Source organism: Streptomyces sp. Ag109_O5-10, from assembly GCF_900105755.1.
Lineage (GTDB): Bacteria > Actinomycetota > Actinomycetes > Streptomycetales > Streptomycetaceae > Streptomyces.
On the sequence record NZ_FNTQ01000001.1, the window covers coordinates 9,299,790 to 9,315,247 of the forward strand.

Sequence of the window (15,458 nt, forward strand, 5' to 3'; positions counted from 1 at the left end):
GCGGTGGGTGCGTTGGACGAGCATGGGTGGGGTGATCTCAGCGGATGCTCCGCAGTCGATCAAGACTTTCTCCGGGCTGTCCGAGGCGCAGTTCCCCAGAGTGGTGGCGTTGGTACGGCGTCGGGGCGGTGATGTGCAACGCGGTCGTCCCTGGCGGCTGTCGCTGAAGGACACGGTGTTGCTGGTGGCGACGTACTGGCCCACAAACCTCACGTTGCGGCAGGTGGCGCCGTTGTTCGGCGTCTCGAAGTCCGCGGCCGGCCGCGTCCTCGCCCACTCGGCGCCGTTGCTGGCCATCTCACCCGCCTGCCGGCCGCGCAAGGACACGGTCTGCGTCGTCGACGGCACCCTGGTGCCCACCCGCGACCGCAGCGTGGCCGCCTCCGGCAAGAACTATCGGTACTCGACCAACCTGCAGGTCGTGATTGATGCCGACAGTCGCCTGGTGGTGGCGACCGGCCTGCCGTTGCCGGGCAGCCGCAACGACTGCCGGGCGTTCACGGAGTCCGGCGTCGACCGGGCCTGCCGCGGTGCGCCGGTCATCGCCGACCGCGGCTACCAGGGCACCGGACTGCTCATCCCGCACCATAAACGACGAGGTCAGATACACCTCAGCCCGCAACAGGAAGCGGAGAACGCCGTCCGCCGCAGGGCCCGAGCACGCGTGGAACATGCCCTGCCCTCATGGGGCCATTTCCGACTTGCCGCGCCGCGGGTAACAGGGGTCCTGGCGAGGTTGCCGGCACGAGGGACGCGGCTGCCCCCCATCGCCCAACGGCGCGGGAGCCTCGTGCGTTGCACAACGCCGGCGGCACCCGACCCGTGGGCACGCCGAAAAGGCTCAGTGACAGCTTCGTCTACTGCCCCTCGTCGGCTCGGCGCGCTGTGCTGAAACGTCGCTGATAGGCGGCGGGGCTGAGCGACAATTCCCGCGCGAAAACTCTCCGCATACTCTCGTAGTTCGGGAATCCGGCGAGGGATGCTGTCTGCGTTGCGGTATGCCCTTGGTCGAGGAGAGCTTTCGCCATGTCGAACCGGATCATCTCCACGTACCGGGCCGGCGTCGTGGACAGCTCGTCGTGGAAGAGCCGACTGAGGTGCCGGGGGCTCACATTGAGGTGCTTGGCGAGTTCGCCGAGTGAGTGGTTTCCCCCGGGATTCGCCGTGACCACGTCGGTGATTCTGCGGAGCGCCGGTGACCGGGGCGGCGGTCCCTGCAGTGGTGCGGAGAACTGTGACTGGCCGCCCGAACGCTGCAAATAGACCACCAGCGCGCGGGCGACGTCACGGGTGAGATCAGGGCCGTGATCCTCCTCGACGAGTGCCAGTGCCAGGTCGATGCCGGCGGTCACGCCCGCCGAGGTGTAGGTGGTGCCGTCACGGACGTAGATCGCGTCGGGTTCGACGCTGCTGGCCCGGCAGCGGGCGGCGAGTTCCTGCGCGACCTTCCAGTGCGTGGTCGCGCGCTTGCCATCCAGGAGGCCGGCGGCGCCGAGGATGAAGGCTCCGGTGCAGATGGACGCGACCCGGCCGGCCCGGCCCGCCAGCGTTCGCGTGGCCTCGATCAGATCACGGGGCACAGGTGTGCGCGGGTAGATGTCGGCGCCGGCCACCAGGAACGTGTCGGGAGCGGTCTCCGTGGCGGCGGCGTCGACCGAGATCCGGATCCCGATGGACGAGGTGACATCGGCACCGGTCGGTGACACCAGAACGATCTTGTAGTCGGCGCCGAGCCGGTTCGCTTCCCCGAACACCTCCGCGGGGCCGACGACGTCCAGGAGTTTGACCCCGTCGTAGACGAGGATCGCGACCCGATGCGTGGTGGAGCCCACAACCCCGCTGCCCGCCTGTCCGGATTCGGGTGACTCATGGCCGGACCGAGGGAGCGCCGGACGCCGGGTGGTCGGCAGGGTGGAAGACGGACGCACCGTCCATTCGTAACACACCGATATCGGTAGGAGCAGAGGTCATGAGCGACATCATCGCGGGGGTGGAGATTCCTGAAACGGCGGCGGTCGCCGAGGCCACCCGCCTCATGCAGGAGATGACCAGCCCCCTCATCTACCACCACTCCCGGCGCGTTTTCGTCTTCGGCGCCCTGCATGCTCACAGGCTCGGTTTGGAGCCCGACCCGGAGCTTCTCTACCTGTCCGCCATGTTCCACGACACCGGCCTGCTGACGCCGTTTTCCGACGTCGAGCAGCGCTTCGAGGTCGATGGAGCCGACCACGCACGCAAGTTCATGCTCGACCACGGCTTCCCGGCCGCGGCCGCCGACGTGGTGTGGACGGCGATCGCGCTGCACACGACCCCGGGAATTCCCGGCCGGATGGGCCCGGAGATCGCCATCACGTACTCCGGGGTTCTGACGGACGTGCTCGGCTTCGGTCTGGACGAGCTGGATCGCAGCCGGGTGGACGAGATCACCGCCGTCCATCCGCGGGGCGACTTCAAGAACGAGTTTCTGCAGGCCTTCGTCGAGGGACTGAAGTACCGCCCGGAGACCACGAACGGAACCGTGAATTCGGATGTGCTGGAGCATTTCGTTCCCGGCTTCCAGCGCACAACCACGGTCGAGCGCATCATGAGCGCTCCCTGGCCGAGCTGATCAAGGCGCCATAAAACGTGATGATGAGACCTGTGAGAGGCCCACACGACGGGCGTCGTCTCGGGCGCGGTACGGCCTTCACAGTGCTGGCCTGTGCCAATGTCGTGATGATGGCCACGGCAAGCGCACCGTCACCGATCTACCCTCTCTACCGGGAGCGGTGGGGCCTGTCGGTCACGATGCTGACAGTGATCTTCGCGGTGTATGTCGTGGGTCTGCTCGGCGCCCTGCTGACGGTCGGATCGCTGAGCGACCAGCTGGGTCGCCGTCCGGTGCTGGTGGCCGCCCTTCTGGTGGCGGCGACCAGCACGGCGATCTTCTGGACGGCCGACGGTGTCGTCTCTCTCCTGATCGCCCGGGTGGTGCAGGGCATCGCCACGGGGACGGCCACGGGGGCTCTTGCCGCCGGGCTCGTCGACCTCTCTCCCGAGGGACGTCCGCAGCTGGGGCCCACGACGACAGGGGTGGGCACGAGTATCGGCATGGCCGCCGGCGCCGGACTGGTGGGGCTGCTGGTTCAGTCGACCTCACGCCCCGATGCGTATGTCTTTCCCGTCCTGACGCTGACCTTCGTCGTTCTGGCCGCTGTCGTCCTCACGATCCCTGAGACACTCGCCCCGCGCGCGACGGGCCTGGCGTCGTTGCGACCGAGCGTCCGGGTTCCTCGGGAAGCCCGGCCGCAGTTCTTCGCCTCCGTTCCCGCCCTGGTCGCGGGGTGGTCCGTCACGGGTCTGTTCCTCGCGCTCACTCCTTCCCTGGTGAGCAGTGTCCTGCATGTGCGGTCCGGTGCTGCGGGCGGGCTCAGCATCGCGGCGCTTTTTCTGGCCAACAGCGTGGGCGGGGTGTGGTCAGTTCGGCATACGGCACGGCTCGCCACCTTGCTGGGCGCGGTTCTCCTGACCCTGGGCGCGTCCGGACTGGCGGTGGCCATCGCCGACGCGTCGCTGGTCGTATACGTGGGCGGATCGGTCGTAGCGGGGCTGGGCGTCGGCCTGACGTTCAACGGCAACCTCCGCGCCATCAGCGCGGTCACCACCGTGAGGTCGCGGTCGGAGGTCTTCTCGGCCGTGTACGTGATCAGCTATGCGGCGGTGAGTCTTCCGGCCCTCGCGGCCGGGCTCGCGGCACCCGCATGGGGGCTGGAGACCACGGGCTGTCTTTACGTCGGCTTCGTCGGGGCGCTGTCCTTGGGTGCGGCCCTCCACGCCGGACGAGCACGCGCTCACAGCCCCACCGGCGATCCGGTGCGCGCGGGCCGGGAAAGCGGACCTGGCAACGAACCGTCCCGCTGCTGAGCGCGCCGCAGGCTGACGCCGACACCATCCCCGAAGCAGCTTGGTCAGGACCTACGGCCGCCGTGTCGGAGCGGGTCGGCGCGCTCCCGCGGAGCTGTCTTCGCGGGTCCCGAGAGCGAAATAGCTAGGCTGCACAGCCGCAGGTTGGAGGAGGTTGCGATCCGTATGGGTGATGCGCACGGGCCCGGACGGTCTGAGCAGGAGGACCTGCTCGGAGCCGAATGGGAGAGGCACCGGCCCGCGGTCTTCGGGGTGGCCTACCGGCTGCTGGGGACTGTGGCCGATGCCGAGGATGTCACCCAGGACGTGTGGCTGCGGGCGGCCGGAGCGGAACTGCGGGAAATCGATGATCTGCGGGCCTGGCTGGTGACGGTGGCCGCCCGACGGTCGTACGACATCGTCAAGAGCGCCCGCTTCCGCCGGGAGACCTATGTCGGGCCGTGGCTGCCGGAGCCGCTGCTGACAGGACCGGACGCGTCGCAGCCGGTACTCGTCGACGAGTCCGTCAGCTCGGCGATGCTCCTGATCATGGAAGAGCTGAGCCCGCCGGAGCGGGTGGCCTTCGTCCTGCACGATGTCTTCGGCCTTGAGTTCGGCCGGATCGCCGAAGTGCTGAACGTCTCCGTGCCGGGCGCCCGGCAGCTCGCCTCGCGGGCACGACGGCGGGTGGCCAAGGCGAAGCAGTCCACGCCGCAGGCGTCGAAGGCAGAGCGCGAACGGGTCCTCAAGGTGTTTCGCGCCGCCTACGAGGCCGGGGACCTGGCCGGCTTGGTCAGGCTCCTGCACCCGGACGCGGTCTACGTCACCGACGGCGGCGGCAAGATCTCGGCGGCACGCAAGCTCATCCACGGCGGCGAGCGCGTCGCCGAGGTCATGGTGCGTACGGGGCGTCGGTGGCGACCGGACCGCATCGGCTTCGCGGAGGTCGGCGGCGAGCTGGCCCTCGTGTTCCACCGGGAAGGACGGGTCTACTCCGTCGACACGGTGCAGATCACAGATGGTCTGATCACCGCGTACCGCAGGGTCATAAACCCCGACAAACTGGTGCGCGTCTGAGCTGTCACACACGGAGGGGCTGTCTCGTCTCCCTGCCGAGAACGCATAACGGGCGACGAAGGAATACGCGCGAGCAGGTGAGATCGATCATGCAGAACGGCATACATCCACCTGCAGCCGCCGTGAGCCCCGCGCGCGGGTGCGCTGTGCACTCGGGTCGCCCCTCCCAGTAAGGATCTGTATGCAAGCCATCACTGTGCGAGACCGTGACGCAGGTCTTGCCGGGATGTCCTTGACGGACATTCCCTACCCTCACGCGGCCGAGAACGACGTCATCGTGAGGGTGCACGCCGCCGGCTTCACCCCTGGCGAGCTGGACTGGCCCGCCACGTGGACCGATCGCGCCGGCCGCGACCGGACGCCGAGCGTGCCCGGGCACGAGCTGTCCGGTGTCGTCGTGGAACTGGGGTACGGCACCACCGGCCTGAGCGTCGGACAGCGGGTGTTCGGCCTGGCCGACTGGACCCGCGACGGCACCCTCGCCGAGTACACCGCGGTGGAGGCCCGCAACCTCGCCCCGCTGCCGGCGGACGTCGACCACACCATGGCCGTCGCACTGCCCATCTCGGGGCTGACCGCCTGGCAGGGCCTGTTCGACCACGGCCGCCTCACCACAGGCCAGACCGTCCTGATCCACGGCGCCACGGGCGGCGTCGGATCGATCGCGGTACAGCTCGCCCGCGAAGCCGGCGCCCGCGTCATCGGCACCGGCCGCGCCTCAGGCAGGGACAGGGCACTCGCACTCGGCGTCGACACCTTCATCGACCTTCAGGCCGAGAAGCTGGAGGACGCCGGCGAGGCCGACGTCGTGTTCGACGTGATCGGCGGCGACATCCTCGACCGCTCGGCCGCCCTCGTCCGGGCCGGTGGCACGCTCGTCTCCATCGTCATGCCGCCCAAGGTCCAGCCCAAGGACGGGCGTGCAATCTTCTTCGTCGTCGAACCCGACCGCGCCCGGCTCGCCGACCTGGCCACGCGACTGAGGGACGGCCGGCTCAAACCGGTCGTCGGTGCGGTGCGGCCCCTCGCCGAGGCAGCCGACGCGTTCGCCCCCGGCAAGCGCACCCCCGGCAAGACGATCATCCGCGTCACGGAAGACTGAATAAGGAGACCCATCGTGATCGGAATGCGAATCGCCACCGGCTTCCTGGCCCTCGCCACGCTGACGGCCGCCACGGCCTGCTCGACCTCCGACCAGCCCACCCACACCACGGGCACGACCGCGGCCATGGCATCACCTGCGACCATGGCATCGACACGCCCCACCGAAACCCTCAAGCCGCTGCTCCAGCAGGCCCTTCCGAATGTGAAGGGTAAGACGTTCACCTCGGCGATCGTCGCCTTCCCGCCCAACGCAAGCGCGCTGCCGCACCGGCACGGCCAGGCGTTCGTCTACGCCTACGTCCTCGAAGGCACCGTGCGCAGCCAGCTCGACGGCAAGCCGCCGACTACCTACCACCAGGGCGAGAACTGGGTCGAGCCGCCGGGCGCCCACCATGTCCTCACCGAGAACACCAGCCGGACCGAACCCGCCAAGCTCCTGGTCGTCTTCGTATCCAACACCGGAGACGAGCTCAAGATCGACGACCCGGCGTCGTAGCCCGGGGCACGCAACGGGCGACACCGCACCGCCCCCCACCCAGCCCCTGCCACACCCACTCGACCGGCCACCCGCGCACGCCAGTTGCGCGGCACGGGCCACCCGATCGGATCGAAGGAATCATGACCGACCCCCAGCGCGTCAACATCGGCAAGCAGCACCCGGCCGCCTACCAGACCCTCATCGCCCTGTCGTCACAGGTGGAAGAGGCCGCCGCCGCGGCGGGTCTCGACCCGCTCCTGGTCGAACTGCTGAGGATCCGCACCTCCCAGATCAACGGTTGCTCGTTCTGCCTGCGCATGCACACCCGTGACGCCCTCAAGAAGGGCGAAAACCCTGACCGGATCGCCGTGCTGCCCGCCTGGGCAGAGACCGGCTACTTCTCCGAGACGGACCGTGCCGCCCTCCGCCTGACCGAGGCGATCACCCGCGTCGCTGACGGACACGTCAGCGACGAGGACTTCAACGCCGCCGCAGCCGTACTCACAGCGGACCAGGTCTCTGCGATCGCCTGGCTGGCAACCGTGATGAACGCTTTCAACCGCGTCGCAATCACCAGCCGGTACCCCGTCGGCAGCTGACACCGGCGGTGATACGGGCTGCCGCAGCGGTAATCGAGAACTGGCGGGTCCTCGGCAAGGACCGCAGCGACCCGGAGTGGGCGACGGCCCTGCTCAGGGCCCTGATGGTCCTGACGAACCGCGAAGTCGCCTGCTGACCGGCGATCTACGCCGAAGTCATCCGCCCGCGACCAGCCCGAGCATCGCGAACCCCGCGCACACCAGACTCGTGACCTGCAACTTCACGATGCACACTGCTCAGAAGCGGCTCCTGAAGACACTGGTGGAGGAGACGGCATCGGAGTGGCGACCCCAGGTCAGGCGCAGGCAAGGGAACGCGCGGCCACATCCGGGGGCATCCAGGTCAAGGTGTGCGCGGCCTGCTGTGGGTTCGAGGCCGCCGGCAGCTCAGACGACGGCCTCGAACGGTTCATGACCACGGCGATCCCGCCCATCTACGCCGCCGAGATCCTCTGTCTCCAGGAGGCAGGTGCGAAAGAGGAGGATCGGCATCCCGTCATCGCTGACGCCATCACCGCGTCGTAATTCATGGATCGAGGCAGTCGCTGCCGCGGGCGGGTATGTCATTCTCACGCCGACCACCACATCGAGCTTGCTCTTCTGGGAGGTCTTCAGCGGGCGTTCGCCCTGGCCGACGGTGCTCGCCACCCGATGGAGCACTGACCTCCTGACACACGACCCTGCGGGCGTCCAGCACCATTGCGACGCTACGAGGCCGGTGGTCCGCAGCAGGAAACCACCTCCCTCGATCGGAGTCCAGAGCTCGCCACTGCCTATGTTTCCTGGCGCCACAGGTCGGGCCGGGCGCGGCAGCGGTTGAGACGAGCCTCCGCGTCGGTGGGGCACGTTGTCAGGGTGCTGTCGGGCGAAGGGCGAGGAGGGCTTGGAGTGGCCGGGTGGGCCGGGGGATGCCGCTCCTGCGGCCACTGGCCGCCTCCTTCGCTGTTTCCGATGCGCTCGCCGGACTGCTGCCGATGATCACCATGGTCGGCTACGCAGCCGGGCTGCTGCTGGTGGTGCCCGCTCTGGAAAGGACCGGGCTGCACCGGCTGATGAGCTGGTTGAACGCGAGCAGGTTGATCGCCCTCGCGCTCGCGGCCTCCGCCACCGATTACCCGATGTTCGCGGCGGCATCGGTGCTGCTGGGAGCAACGAGCGTGCTGGCGCAGATTCTCATGCCGGCCGCAGCGTCGCTGGCGCCGCGGGAGGCCGTGGGGCGTACCACGGCACGCATCACGGCCGGCCTCTTCGGCGGCATCGTGGGTGCCCGAGTCATCGCCGGGGCGCTCGACGGTCTCCTCGGCTGGCGGTCGGTGTATGTGCTGTCAGCGCTGATGACGCTGGTCGTGCACCTTGCGCTGCGAGGGTTGCCCGAACCGGCCGTGCGCCACGGGCTGGGTTACCGGGCCCTGCTGGCTTCGCTTCTTCCGCTCCTGCGAGGTCAGCGTGGCCTGCGCTGGGCGGCGCTGACCGCGGCTGCCGGATTCGCCGGCTTCAACGTCTTCTGGACCGCGGTGACGCTGTACGTGACCGGCCCGGCGCACCGCTGGTCGACCACCAGTGCCGGACTGCTGGGCTTGGTCGGTGTCGTCGGCACCGCCACGGTTTTGGCCATCGGCCGGTTCCTCGACGGCCGTATGCGGCGACGCCTGGCGGTGGGAGCCGCGGGGACGATGGCTCTCGGCCTCCTCATCGCCGGTCTGTGGCGTCTGTCGGCCGGCGCGCTCATCGTCGGGGCACTGCTGCTGGACTCCGGTGCCCGCGTGAGCAACGTCGCCAATCAAACCCACGCCCTCACACAGCATCCCGAGGCACGGGCCCGCCTCAACACTCTCTACATGACGGCGTACTTCGCGGCCGGGTCGCTAGGTTCCGCGGCAGGGGCACTGGCCCGTGCTTTCACCCCGGCCCTGACCGAGTTGTTGGAGGACCCGCTGTACAGCCAGGTGTGGGCGGATCCCGCGCTCAGTCCCCGGGACCGGAGCATCGCCACCGTGGCCGCGGTCGTGGCGCTCTACCGCCCCGACGAGCTGCCCGCGCAACTGCGGCGGGCCGTCGACAATGGCGTGACACAGGCCGAACTGGCGGCGCTCATCACCCACATCGCGTTCTACGCCGACTTCCCGGCAGCCATCAGCGCCTCGGCCATCGCAGCCCGCACGCTGCGGGACTGAGATCGCACACCCCGAGTCCGCGGGCCACGGCCGTTCCCCGTCCTTTCCACGTACGTCGTCCCGCGCAACAGGAGTCCCGATGACGACGGACGAGGGCCGGGCGGCTCGCCCGCGGACCCGGCAGCTTGCTCCCTGGCAGGCGTTCTGCCTGCAAGCCTCGGTCGTGGTCTTCTTCCTACTCGTCACACAGCAACCGGCGTCACCTGCGCAGAGGCCAGATCAAGCACACGATCCCCGAGCCGAGAGACCAGCGGACCAACCGCCGGCGCCGCGGCAGCCAAGGCGGTCGGCCCACCAGGTTCGACGAGACGATCCACCGCCGCCGCAACGAAGTCGGGCGGCCACCAACCGGCTCAAGACCTTCCGAGCCATCGCCACGCGCTACGACAAGAGGGCTTACGTCCCACGGAACAGTCACCGTGGCGGCGATCAGCCTACGGCTGCGTCCGGAGTGCAGCGCCCCGTTCAGAGATCCTCGGTACCCGGGAAGTGGTGGCGAAGTTCGCTGAGTACGCGCTCGTCGACAGCCCTGACGTCCCAGGAGGAACTGTCGAACTCGGTCAGAACAATCACCAGTTTGTCCTCGGCGAACCCACGTGCTTCGGCGTCGACCAACTGGAGGAAGGGGGTCGTCAGCGACAACAAGGTCAACGTGTCCATGCCGGCGTCGGCGGAGCGTCTCTGCATCTCGACACAGCGAGGATCGACGATCTCGTCGAACTCGATGCGCCAGGTCAGGTCCAGGCCGAAGCTGCCGAGGCGAACCAGTAGCTCAGCCAACGTCACGTAGTGCTGTCCCTGCCAGGCAGGAAACGTGATCCCCTTCATCCCCGTCTCTGCTTCAGCTGTGTCGCGTGCCATACGGCCCCCTTCGTTCCAGCGAACACTAGGCCACGTCTCTGATCAGCCCATACGACCCATCGGACAGGCCCCGGCTGTTCTCCCCGCAGAGGTTGGTGACAGGGTGGGGTCGAGCACGGGAAGCCGCGGTCGCGGTGCTGTCGCTTACGGCGCCCCGGGGCCTGACGTCTGGATCTCTGACTGCGCCGGCCGGGTCTCCAGCGAGTTGAGTCCGATGTCGATGAGTCGGGCTGCGCGTTGGACGTCGGCACTCACGGCGTCGTGCAGTTCTTCGAAGGTCTGGGTGCGGTTCAGGTGCTTGCGCAGCGCCCGGAACTGGATGGGCCACAGAGCGAGCAGGGCGGTTGCGGCGATCTGCGATTCGGGGTCGTCCGGGCTCATCCCGGTTCGCTGGGCCAAGACTTCGGCAGCTACGGCGACTTGCTTGTCGGCGGTGTCGCGCTGATAGGCCCGCAGAGACGGTGTGGATCCCATCAGCGTGCCGAAGCGCAGAAGCATGGCCTTGGCCTCGGCCGGGTCGTTCTGAGAGCTCAGCCATGACGTGATGTTGGCCAGCTCGCTGGAGAGGATCTTCAACGTCGCGTCGACCGGCGACAGGTCCGGGTCGGCCAGGATGGCTCTCAGCGAGGCCATGGTGACCTCGCCCAGATCGAGGACGAGGGATTCCTTGGTCGGGAAGTAGTTGAACACCGTCTTCTCCGAGACCCCGCAGGCTTCTGCGATCTCGGCGACCCGTACCGCGTCGAAGCCCCTCTCCATGAACATCTCGGTGGCTGTGTCGGACAACTGCCGTCGAAGAAGCCGTTTCTTGCGCTCCCGTAGCCCCTCGGCGGCGGGCATCTCGTCATGCGGGCGCAGGGCCGTCCAATCCACGGTGCGCATGGTCATCACCGAAGCATATCCAGTCACCAGATAATTTCTGCTACTGTAAGTTTTCAGTCGCTGAAAATATATGCGGCTTGACGCCTGCATGCGAGAGGAGCCCTCAATGAGCGCCATCCACATCGTCCGCGACTACCCGCATCCACCGGAGAAGGTCTGGCGCGCGGTCACCGATCCGGAGCTGATTCCGCGGTGGACGGCCACCGGCGCCGGCGCTCGGCCAGCGGGCTTCGCCACCACGGTCGGCACCACATTCAAGTTCATCGCGAACCCCAAGCCGGGCTGGAGCGGCGTCGTACTGTGCGAGGTGCTGGAGGTACGCGAGCCTTCGCTGCTGCGCTACTCGTGGCAGGACGAAAGCGGTGGCGAGGTCACTGAGGTCGCTTACCGACTCACACCGCACGGCAGCGGAACGCGCTTCGCGTACGACCACACCGGCTTCACCGGCGCCGGAGGCTACTTCATGGCCAGGATCCTTGGCGCCGTCCGCACGAAGATGCTCACCAAGGGACTGCCTGCGGTGCTGAACGACCTCGACGACCAAGGCAACCTGCGCCGGCAAATCCCCTTGGATCCCAAGCGGCCCTGAGCAGGCGTGAACCGCTGAACATCGACCACTTCGGCACCTCACCGTTCGTCAGCGCCCGCGAGACGGCCGGGGCCTCGGGACATCACCCGTGCCCCGGCCATCGTCATCCTCGAACCAGAGAGAGCCACATGGTCCACCGCAACGCACCCCTGACTGAGACTGGCGGCCTGCGCCTGGCCCAGTGTGTGGTCGACGGTCAATGGCCACTCCGTAGCGCCGCTGAACGCTTCCAAGTCTCGCCCAGCACAGCGAATCGGTGGGCGGACCGATACTGGGGGAGTGGCCTCGGCTGGATGGCGGACCGCTCCAGCCGCCCTCACTCCAGCCGCCCTCACTCCAGCCCCCGTCGCACAAGGGCCCGGGAGGAGTGTGCGCGAAGGGATCTCCGCCGTAGTCCAGCACGAAGACACTCTCGCCAATGGCGAGATCCGCGAACTGCGCCGCGCGTTCGAGGCAACCGGCACCTGTGTGGGTGGACGTCACGCACACCCCCCGTCGGCGCGTTCTTTCAGCTGGTGTTCGGCGTCCTGCTGCACTGTGCCCGCCCGGGCGCGTCATCACGCGCGTACCGGTCGTGTGGCCGGCGGTTTGCCGCCGGCCACACGATCACGCTGGATCACACCGCCCGGGGCCGTGGCGTCATGGACACCCGCGGGCTGCGGTCAGTGCTGCTCTTCCTGGCCCAGGCCGATGCCGGTCGTCCAGGACGTGATGTACACCCCGCCCTTGTAGATGTCGGTGGTGCCGGGGAAGAGGAAGCTCGTCGCACGGCTGCTGCCGTCGGGCATGGCCAGCTGGAGCCCGTTGACCTGTGCCTTGTTCTCGGGTGCGTCGGGGACCGAGTAGGCGATGGTCGTGTGCAGCGGCGAGTCCGGGCGCAGGACGAGGGTGCCGCCGCGGCCGTTGACGGTCACCGGGATCTTGTCGGTCTGGTCCGGCGGAGAGCTCAAGGTGATCAGCGGGGTGTCGCTGAGGCTGCAGGTGATGCCGTCGTGCGCGAGCAGGGTCAGGTCGAAGCTGCGGTGGCTGAGGCCGTAGGAGTAGCCGCCGAAGTAGAACGAGACGTTGCCGGTGGTGCAGGGACGCACGGCGGGCTTGGCGGGGCTGGCGCTCGCCATCGCGGAGCCGGTCAGGAGCATGACGGACAGGGCCGCCGCTACGGCCGTGGCCCGGGTTCTTCTGCGCATGGGGAGGGGTCCTCTCGTTTTCGTCGGGGGAAGCCGGATCAGGGGTGCCGGACGAGGTGGGTCAGAACGCGCCGAGACCGTGGGGCATGCCGATTCCGGTCAGCCCGTCCCAGCCGGGGCCTGCGGTGCACAGCGAGGTGCGGGTCCCGGGGTAGTCGGCGCACTGGTGGTAGTCCTCGTTGGTGCCGCCGGTGACGTCGGTGAAGCCGGACGCCGGGGCCTGGTACAGGGTGTTGGGTCCCTGGACGGCGGAGAGGTGCCCGGCGCGGGCGTACAGACCCGCTATGTAGGGCGCGGAGGCGCTGGTGCCGCCGACGACGGTCCAGTCGTAGGGTTCGCCGCTGCTCGGCGCGTAGGTGTCGTAGACGGCAAGGCCGGTCGCCGGGTCGGCGTCCGCGGAGACGTCGGCGGCCGCGCGGTGGTGGCCGCAGGCGGCGGTGACCGCGGCGGGCTGGCCGGTGGCCGCGGTGAAGTTCGTCTCGCACCCGCTGCCGGCGGCCCACCAGCCCGTCGCGGGGGCGTCGGCGGGCAGGGTGACGCCGCCGACGGCGGTCACCGAGGGCAGGTTGGACGGCCATGCCTGGTGGATACCGCCGTTGAAGCCGGAGTCGCCGGTGGAGGCGGTGATCGCGACGCCCTTGTGCCTGAACGCCTTGAGAGAGGCGCCGCTGGTGTTGGTCACGTCCGCGGTGTAGCCGTAACTGATGCTGATCGCCGAGGCGCCGGCGGCCACGGCCGTGTCGACCGCCTTGGCGAAGTCGCCGGTGGAGACGTCGTTGTCGTCCTCGCCGTCCTGCCAGGGCACGGAGATCTCCAGGAGGTGGCAGGTGGGGCAGGCCGCGGAGGCGGCGTCGAGGTCGAGCGAGGTCTCGACGGCGACGTCCTCCTCCAGCGCCGCCCCGGGGCCGCTCTTCTGCGGTGCGGGCTGCTTGCCGCCGGTGTAGTTCTTGAGCGTCAGGCAGCCGGACGCCGTGCCGCAGGCGGGCAGCCCGAAGGCGGCGCGGTAGGTGGCCAGGTCGGAGGCCAGGGTGGCGTCGACGCCCGCGTCGATGATCGCGATGGTCGCGGTGCTCTTCGACTTGGCGGGCAGGCCGTAGGCCTTGGCGAGGTCCTGCGGCCCGTAACCGACGGGCGCGGACGCGCGTAGCGGAGTGGCGCCGCCCTTCTTCTCCGTGACGATCTGGCCCGCGCACCGGGGGCAGACGCTGCGCGTGCCGTGCGCGTCCAACAGGGACCCGGTCCGCACCTCCTGCCGCAGCCGTGCGACCGGATCGCCGCCGCCGGCGGTGGCAGCGGCCGTCCGTACGGTGCCGGCGCCCGCGGGTGCCGCGGCCACGGCCTGCGCGGAGGACGGCGCTCCGGCCAGCAGGGCGGAGACCACGATCAGGGCGGCCGCTCCGCCGGTCGCCCGACGGCCGCCGACGATCGCGCGTACGCCCGTACGCAGGCCGGTTCTTCCTCTTCTACGATCCACGGATCCACGAATCCCTTCTGTGTTCCCCTGATGGGGTGCGACGCGAGACGACGCGTCACGCACGTGTGATCCACACCGACGCGGAAGAGTTCGCCGGACGGGCAACCTTTTTTCTGACAGAGCGTCATGCGTGCGCTCCACAGGACGCGTCAAGGGCGCCGGGAGTCGGTCCGGCCGTCAGCGCCACGGCACTGGAGACCAACTGCGCTTCATGAAGGACTCGTTCGCCGCGCGGGCATCACCGGCGTCGGTCCACGGCCGCCGGGTGCGGCGGACACGAGCGAACGAGCAGACACTCCCACGGCTCCACGGCGCCGGACGCCCGTCGGGAACCGGGAGCGGGCCGGGCCGGGGCGGTGCCGGGGCTTCGACGGCCGCGACCGGCGGAGAGTTCGGACGGAACCGAGAGTTGGCGAGATGTTAGCGAAACGGGAGCAATCCCCACCGGGATGCTCATTTGGCACACTCTGGACCGATATCCGCGGTCTGCCGGGCAGGTGTGCGGTGGTCGTTGCGCGCCGGGAGCACCGTCGCGCACGACTGCGAGGACAGAACCCACATGACACTTCGCGAGAAGAGACCCGGGCCCGCCGCCCGGCCCCGCGCCGCACGGCGGTGGCCGCAGTGACCCCGGCGGTTCGTCGGCTCCGTGACCGGAGCGGGCATCGCCTTCGGTTCCGACGCCGCCACGGCCGGCGCCGGCCATGGGCACGGCCACACGGCACCGGGCGACCGCGTGGCGAAGCCAGCAGGCGACGGGTGGCTTCCATCTGGCCGGCTGATACCGAAAGAGACTGCACCGGGTGCCGTGAGCTGTTCGGCGCGGCGGCGGGTGAGCGGCGGGGACCTGCCGGCGGGGGTCCTGATCGCGGCGACCGGGTCGGCTGGCCGCCTGTGGTCGTGCTGCTGGTCGCGTCATTCACGGTGACGGCCGCGGTGGCGGGAGTGCTGGTCTGACGCGCTCGGGCCGGGCCGGTCTGGGATCAAACGCGTGAACGAGTTGCCGCCGGATCTCCCGCGCCTGCGCGCCACTGCCGATGACTTCGAGGCCGTACTCGTGAACGCCTCCGCGATCCGGACGTTGAACGTCGACGACGTGTCGTGGACCAGGAACCTCTTCGACCGCAAATTGATTGAGCGATAAGGTCATG

General features: G+C 69.0%; 17 protein-coding genes and 2 pseudogenes. 13 read left to right on the forward strand and 6 right to left on the reverse strand.

Features of this window, described 5'->3' with window-relative positions; all coding sequences use genetic code 11:
- Positions 1-22 precede the first annotated feature (22 nt).
- Positions 23-892, forward strand: a complete 870-nt coding sequence (locus BLW82_RS42195) for a transposase (RefSeq protein WP_256216153.1) — start codon at positions 23-25, stop codon at positions 890-892.
- Here the strand turns inward: BLW82_RS42195 and BLW82_RS42200 are convergent.
- The gene (locus tag BLW82_RS42200; RefSeq protein WP_093507672.1) at positions 858-1,832 is read right to left on the reverse strand and encodes a GlxA family transcriptional regulator; all 975 of its coding nucleotides are present in this window, start codon (positions 1,830-1,832) and stop codon (positions 858-860) included. The genes BLW82_RS42195 and BLW82_RS42200 overlap by 35 nt on opposite strands.
- Positions 1,833-1,969: 137 nt before the next feature.
- On the opposite strand from BLW82_RS42200, the gene BLW82_RS42205 reads away from it, so the two are divergent.
- The 7 genes from BLW82_RS42205 to BLW82_RS43725 all read left to right on the forward strand — a co-directional run bounded on the left by BLW82_RS42205 (position 1,970) and on the right by BLW82_RS43725 (position 7,277).
- Positions 1,970-2,608, forward strand: a complete 639-nt coding sequence (locus tag BLW82_RS42205; RefSeq protein WP_093507674.1) for an HD domain-containing protein — start codon at positions 1,970-1,972, stop codon at positions 2,606-2,608.
- A 23-nt stretch (positions 2,609-2,631) separates the two neighbouring features.
- Positions 2,632-3,903 carry an MFS transporter gene (locus BLW82_RS42210; RefSeq protein WP_256216154.1) on the forward strand — a complete coding sequence of 424 codons (1,272 nt, stop codon included), beginning with the start codon at positions 2,632-2,634 and terminating at the stop codon, positions 3,901-3,903.
- A gap of 165 nt (positions 3,904-4,068) precedes the next feature.
- Positions 4,069-4,959, forward strand: a complete 891-nt coding sequence (gene sigJ / locus BLW82_RS42215) for an RNA polymerase sigma factor SigJ (protein ID WP_093507678.1) — start codon at positions 4,069-4,071, stop codon at positions 4,957-4,959.
- A gap of 181 nt (positions 4,960-5,140) precedes the next feature.
- Entirely contained in the window at positions 5,141-6,061 is a 921-nt protein-coding gene (locus tag BLW82_RS42220; RefSeq protein WP_177232878.1) for an NADP-dependent oxidoreductase, read from the forward strand.
- Between the two features lie 24 nt (positions 6,062-6,085).
- The gene (locus BLW82_RS42225; RefSeq protein ID WP_093507680.1) at positions 6,086-6,559 is read left to right on the forward strand and encodes a cupin domain-containing protein; all 474 of its coding nucleotides are present in this window, start codon (positions 6,086-6,088) and stop codon (positions 6,557-6,559) included.
- A gap of 122 nt (positions 6,560-6,681) precedes the next feature.
- Positions 6,682-7,140 carry a carboxymuconolactone decarboxylase family protein gene (locus BLW82_RS42230; protein WP_093507682.1) on the forward strand — a complete coding sequence of 153 codons (459 nt, stop codon included), beginning with the start codon at positions 6,682-6,684 and terminating at the stop codon, positions 7,138-7,140.
- A gap of 8 nt (positions 7,141-7,148) precedes the next feature.
- Positions 7,149-7,277 (forward strand): hypothetical protein, encoded by a 129-nt coding sequence (locus tag BLW82_RS43725; RefSeq protein WP_256216155.1) that lies wholly within the window; start codon positions 7,149-7,151, stop codon positions 7,275-7,277.
- Positions 7,278-7,527: 250 nt separating this feature from the next.
- Here the strand turns inward: BLW82_RS43725 and BLW82_RS44095 are convergent, their stop codons facing one another.
- Complete coding sequence (locus BLW82_RS44095; RefSeq protein WP_143063755.1) at positions 7,528-7,788, reverse strand: hypothetical protein; 261 nt, start codon at positions 7,786-7,788, stop codon at positions 7,528-7,530.
- A 260-nt stretch (positions 7,789-8,048) separates the two neighbouring features.
- Between BLW82_RS44095 and BLW82_RS42240 the strand changes: the two genes are divergently transcribed.
- Together BLW82_RS42240 and BLW82_RS42245 are read left to right on the forward strand one after the other, a co-directional pair.
- Positions 8,049-9,314, forward strand: coding sequence for an MFS transporter (locus BLW82_RS42240; protein WP_177233241.1), 1,266 nt, complete (start codon positions 8,049-8,051; stop codon positions 9,312-9,314).
- Between the two features lie 173 nt (positions 9,315-9,487).
- Positions 9,488-9,823, forward strand: a pseudogene (locus BLW82_RS42245) (IS5/IS1182 family transposase); the annotation flags it as partial.
- On the opposite strand, the gene BLW82_RS42250 reads toward BLW82_RS42245, so the two are convergent.
- Together BLW82_RS42250 and BLW82_RS42255 are read right to left on the reverse strand one after the other, a co-directional pair.
- Positions 9,780-10,175 (reverse strand): hypothetical protein, encoded by a 396-nt coding sequence (locus BLW82_RS42250; protein WP_256216156.1) that lies wholly within the window; start codon positions 10,173-10,175, stop codon positions 9,780-9,782. The pseudogene BLW82_RS42245 and the gene BLW82_RS42250 sit on opposite strands and share 44 nt — an antisense overlap.
- 144 nt (positions 10,176-10,319) lie before the next feature.
- Positions 10,320-11,063 carry a TetR family transcriptional regulator gene (locus BLW82_RS42255; protein WP_256216157.1) on the reverse strand — a complete coding sequence of 248 codons (744 nt, stop codon included), beginning with the start codon at positions 11,061-11,063 and terminating at the stop codon, positions 10,320-10,322.
- Positions 11,064-11,163: 100 nt separating this feature from the next.
- Here BLW82_RS42255 and BLW82_RS42260 point away from each other — a divergent pair, with 100 nt between their 5' ends.
- Positions 11,164-11,646: an SRPBCC family protein gene (locus BLW82_RS42260; protein WP_093507686.1), complete on the forward strand. Its 483-nt coding sequence runs from the start codon at positions 11,164-11,166 to the stop codon at positions 11,644-11,646.
- A gap of 128 nt (positions 11,647-11,774) precedes the next feature.
- Positions 11,775-12,050 (forward strand): annotated as a pseudogene (locus tag BLW82_RS42265) (leucine zipper domain-containing protein); the annotation flags it as partial.
- 258 nt (positions 12,051-12,308) lie between these two features.
- On the opposite strand, the gene BLW82_RS42270 reads toward BLW82_RS42265, so the two are convergent.
- Positions 12,309-12,833: a hypothetical protein gene (locus tag BLW82_RS42270; protein WP_093507688.1), complete on the reverse strand. Its 525-nt coding sequence runs from the start codon at positions 12,831-12,833 to the stop codon at positions 12,309-12,311.
- 61 nt (positions 12,834-12,894) lie between these two features.
- On the reverse strand, positions 12,895-14,307 hold the full coding sequence (locus BLW82_RS42275) for a S8/S53 family peptidase (RefSeq protein WP_143063756.1): 1,413 nt from the start codon (positions 14,305-14,307) through the stop codon (positions 12,895-12,897).
- Between the two features lie 991 nt (positions 14,308-15,298).
- On the opposite strand from BLW82_RS42275, the gene BLW82_RS44785 reads away from it, so the two are divergent.
- Positions 15,299-15,451 (forward strand): hypothetical protein, encoded by a 153-nt coding sequence (locus tag BLW82_RS44785; RefSeq protein WP_177233242.1) that lies wholly within the window; start codon positions 15,299-15,301, stop codon positions 15,449-15,451.
- Positions 15,452-15,458: the final 7 nt, after the last annotated feature.

What these genes read in the sequence shown, in the direction of transcription:
- BLW82_RS42195 (WP_256216153.1), top strand. Translation starts at nt 23, where the DNA reads ATGGGTGGGGTGATCTCAGCGGATGCTCCGCAGTCGATCAAGACTTTC.
- BLW82_RS42205 (WP_093507674.1), top strand. Translation starts at nt 1,970, where the DNA reads ATGAGCGACATCATCGCGGGGGTGGAGATTCCTGAAACGGCGGCGGTC.
- BLW82_RS42210 (WP_256216154.1), top strand. Translation starts at nt 2,632, where the DNA reads ATGAGACCTGTGAGAGGCCCACACGACGGGCGTCGTCTCGGGCGCGGT.
- sigJ (WP_093507678.1), top strand. Translation starts at nt 4,069, where the DNA reads ATGGGTGATGCGCACGGGCCCGGACGGTCTGAGCAGGAGGACCTGCTC.
- BLW82_RS42220 (WP_177232878.1), top strand. Translation starts at nt 5,141, where the DNA reads ATGCAAGCCATCACTGTGCGAGACCGTGACGCAGGTCTTGCCGGGATG.
- BLW82_RS42225 (WP_093507680.1), top strand. Translation starts at nt 6,086, where the DNA reads ATGCGAATCGCCACCGGCTTCCTGGCCCTCGCCACGCTGACGGCCGCC.
- BLW82_RS42230 (WP_093507682.1), top strand. Translation starts at nt 6,682, where the DNA reads ATGACCGACCCCCAGCGCGTCAACATCGGCAAGCAGCACCCGGCCGCC.
- BLW82_RS42240 (WP_177233241.1), top strand. Translation starts at nt 8,049, where the DNA reads ATGCCGCTCCTGCGGCCACTGGCCGCCTCCTTCGCTGTTTCCGATGCG.
- BLW82_RS42250 (WP_256216156.1), bottom strand. Translation starts at nt 10,175, where the DNA reads ATGGCACGCGACACAGCTGAAGCAGAGACGGGGATGAAGGGGATCACG.
- BLW82_RS42255 (WP_256216157.1), bottom strand. Translation starts at nt 11,063, where the DNA reads ATGACCATGCGCACCGTGGATTGGACGGCCCTGCGCCCGCATGACGAG.
- BLW82_RS42260 (WP_093507686.1), top strand. Translation starts at nt 11,164, where the DNA reads ATGAGCGCCATCCACATCGTCCGCGACTACCCGCATCCACCGGAGAAG.
- BLW82_RS42270 (WP_093507688.1), bottom strand. Translation starts at nt 12,833, where the DNA reads ATGCGCAGAAGAACCCGGGCCACGGCCGTAGCGGCGGCCCTGTCCGTC.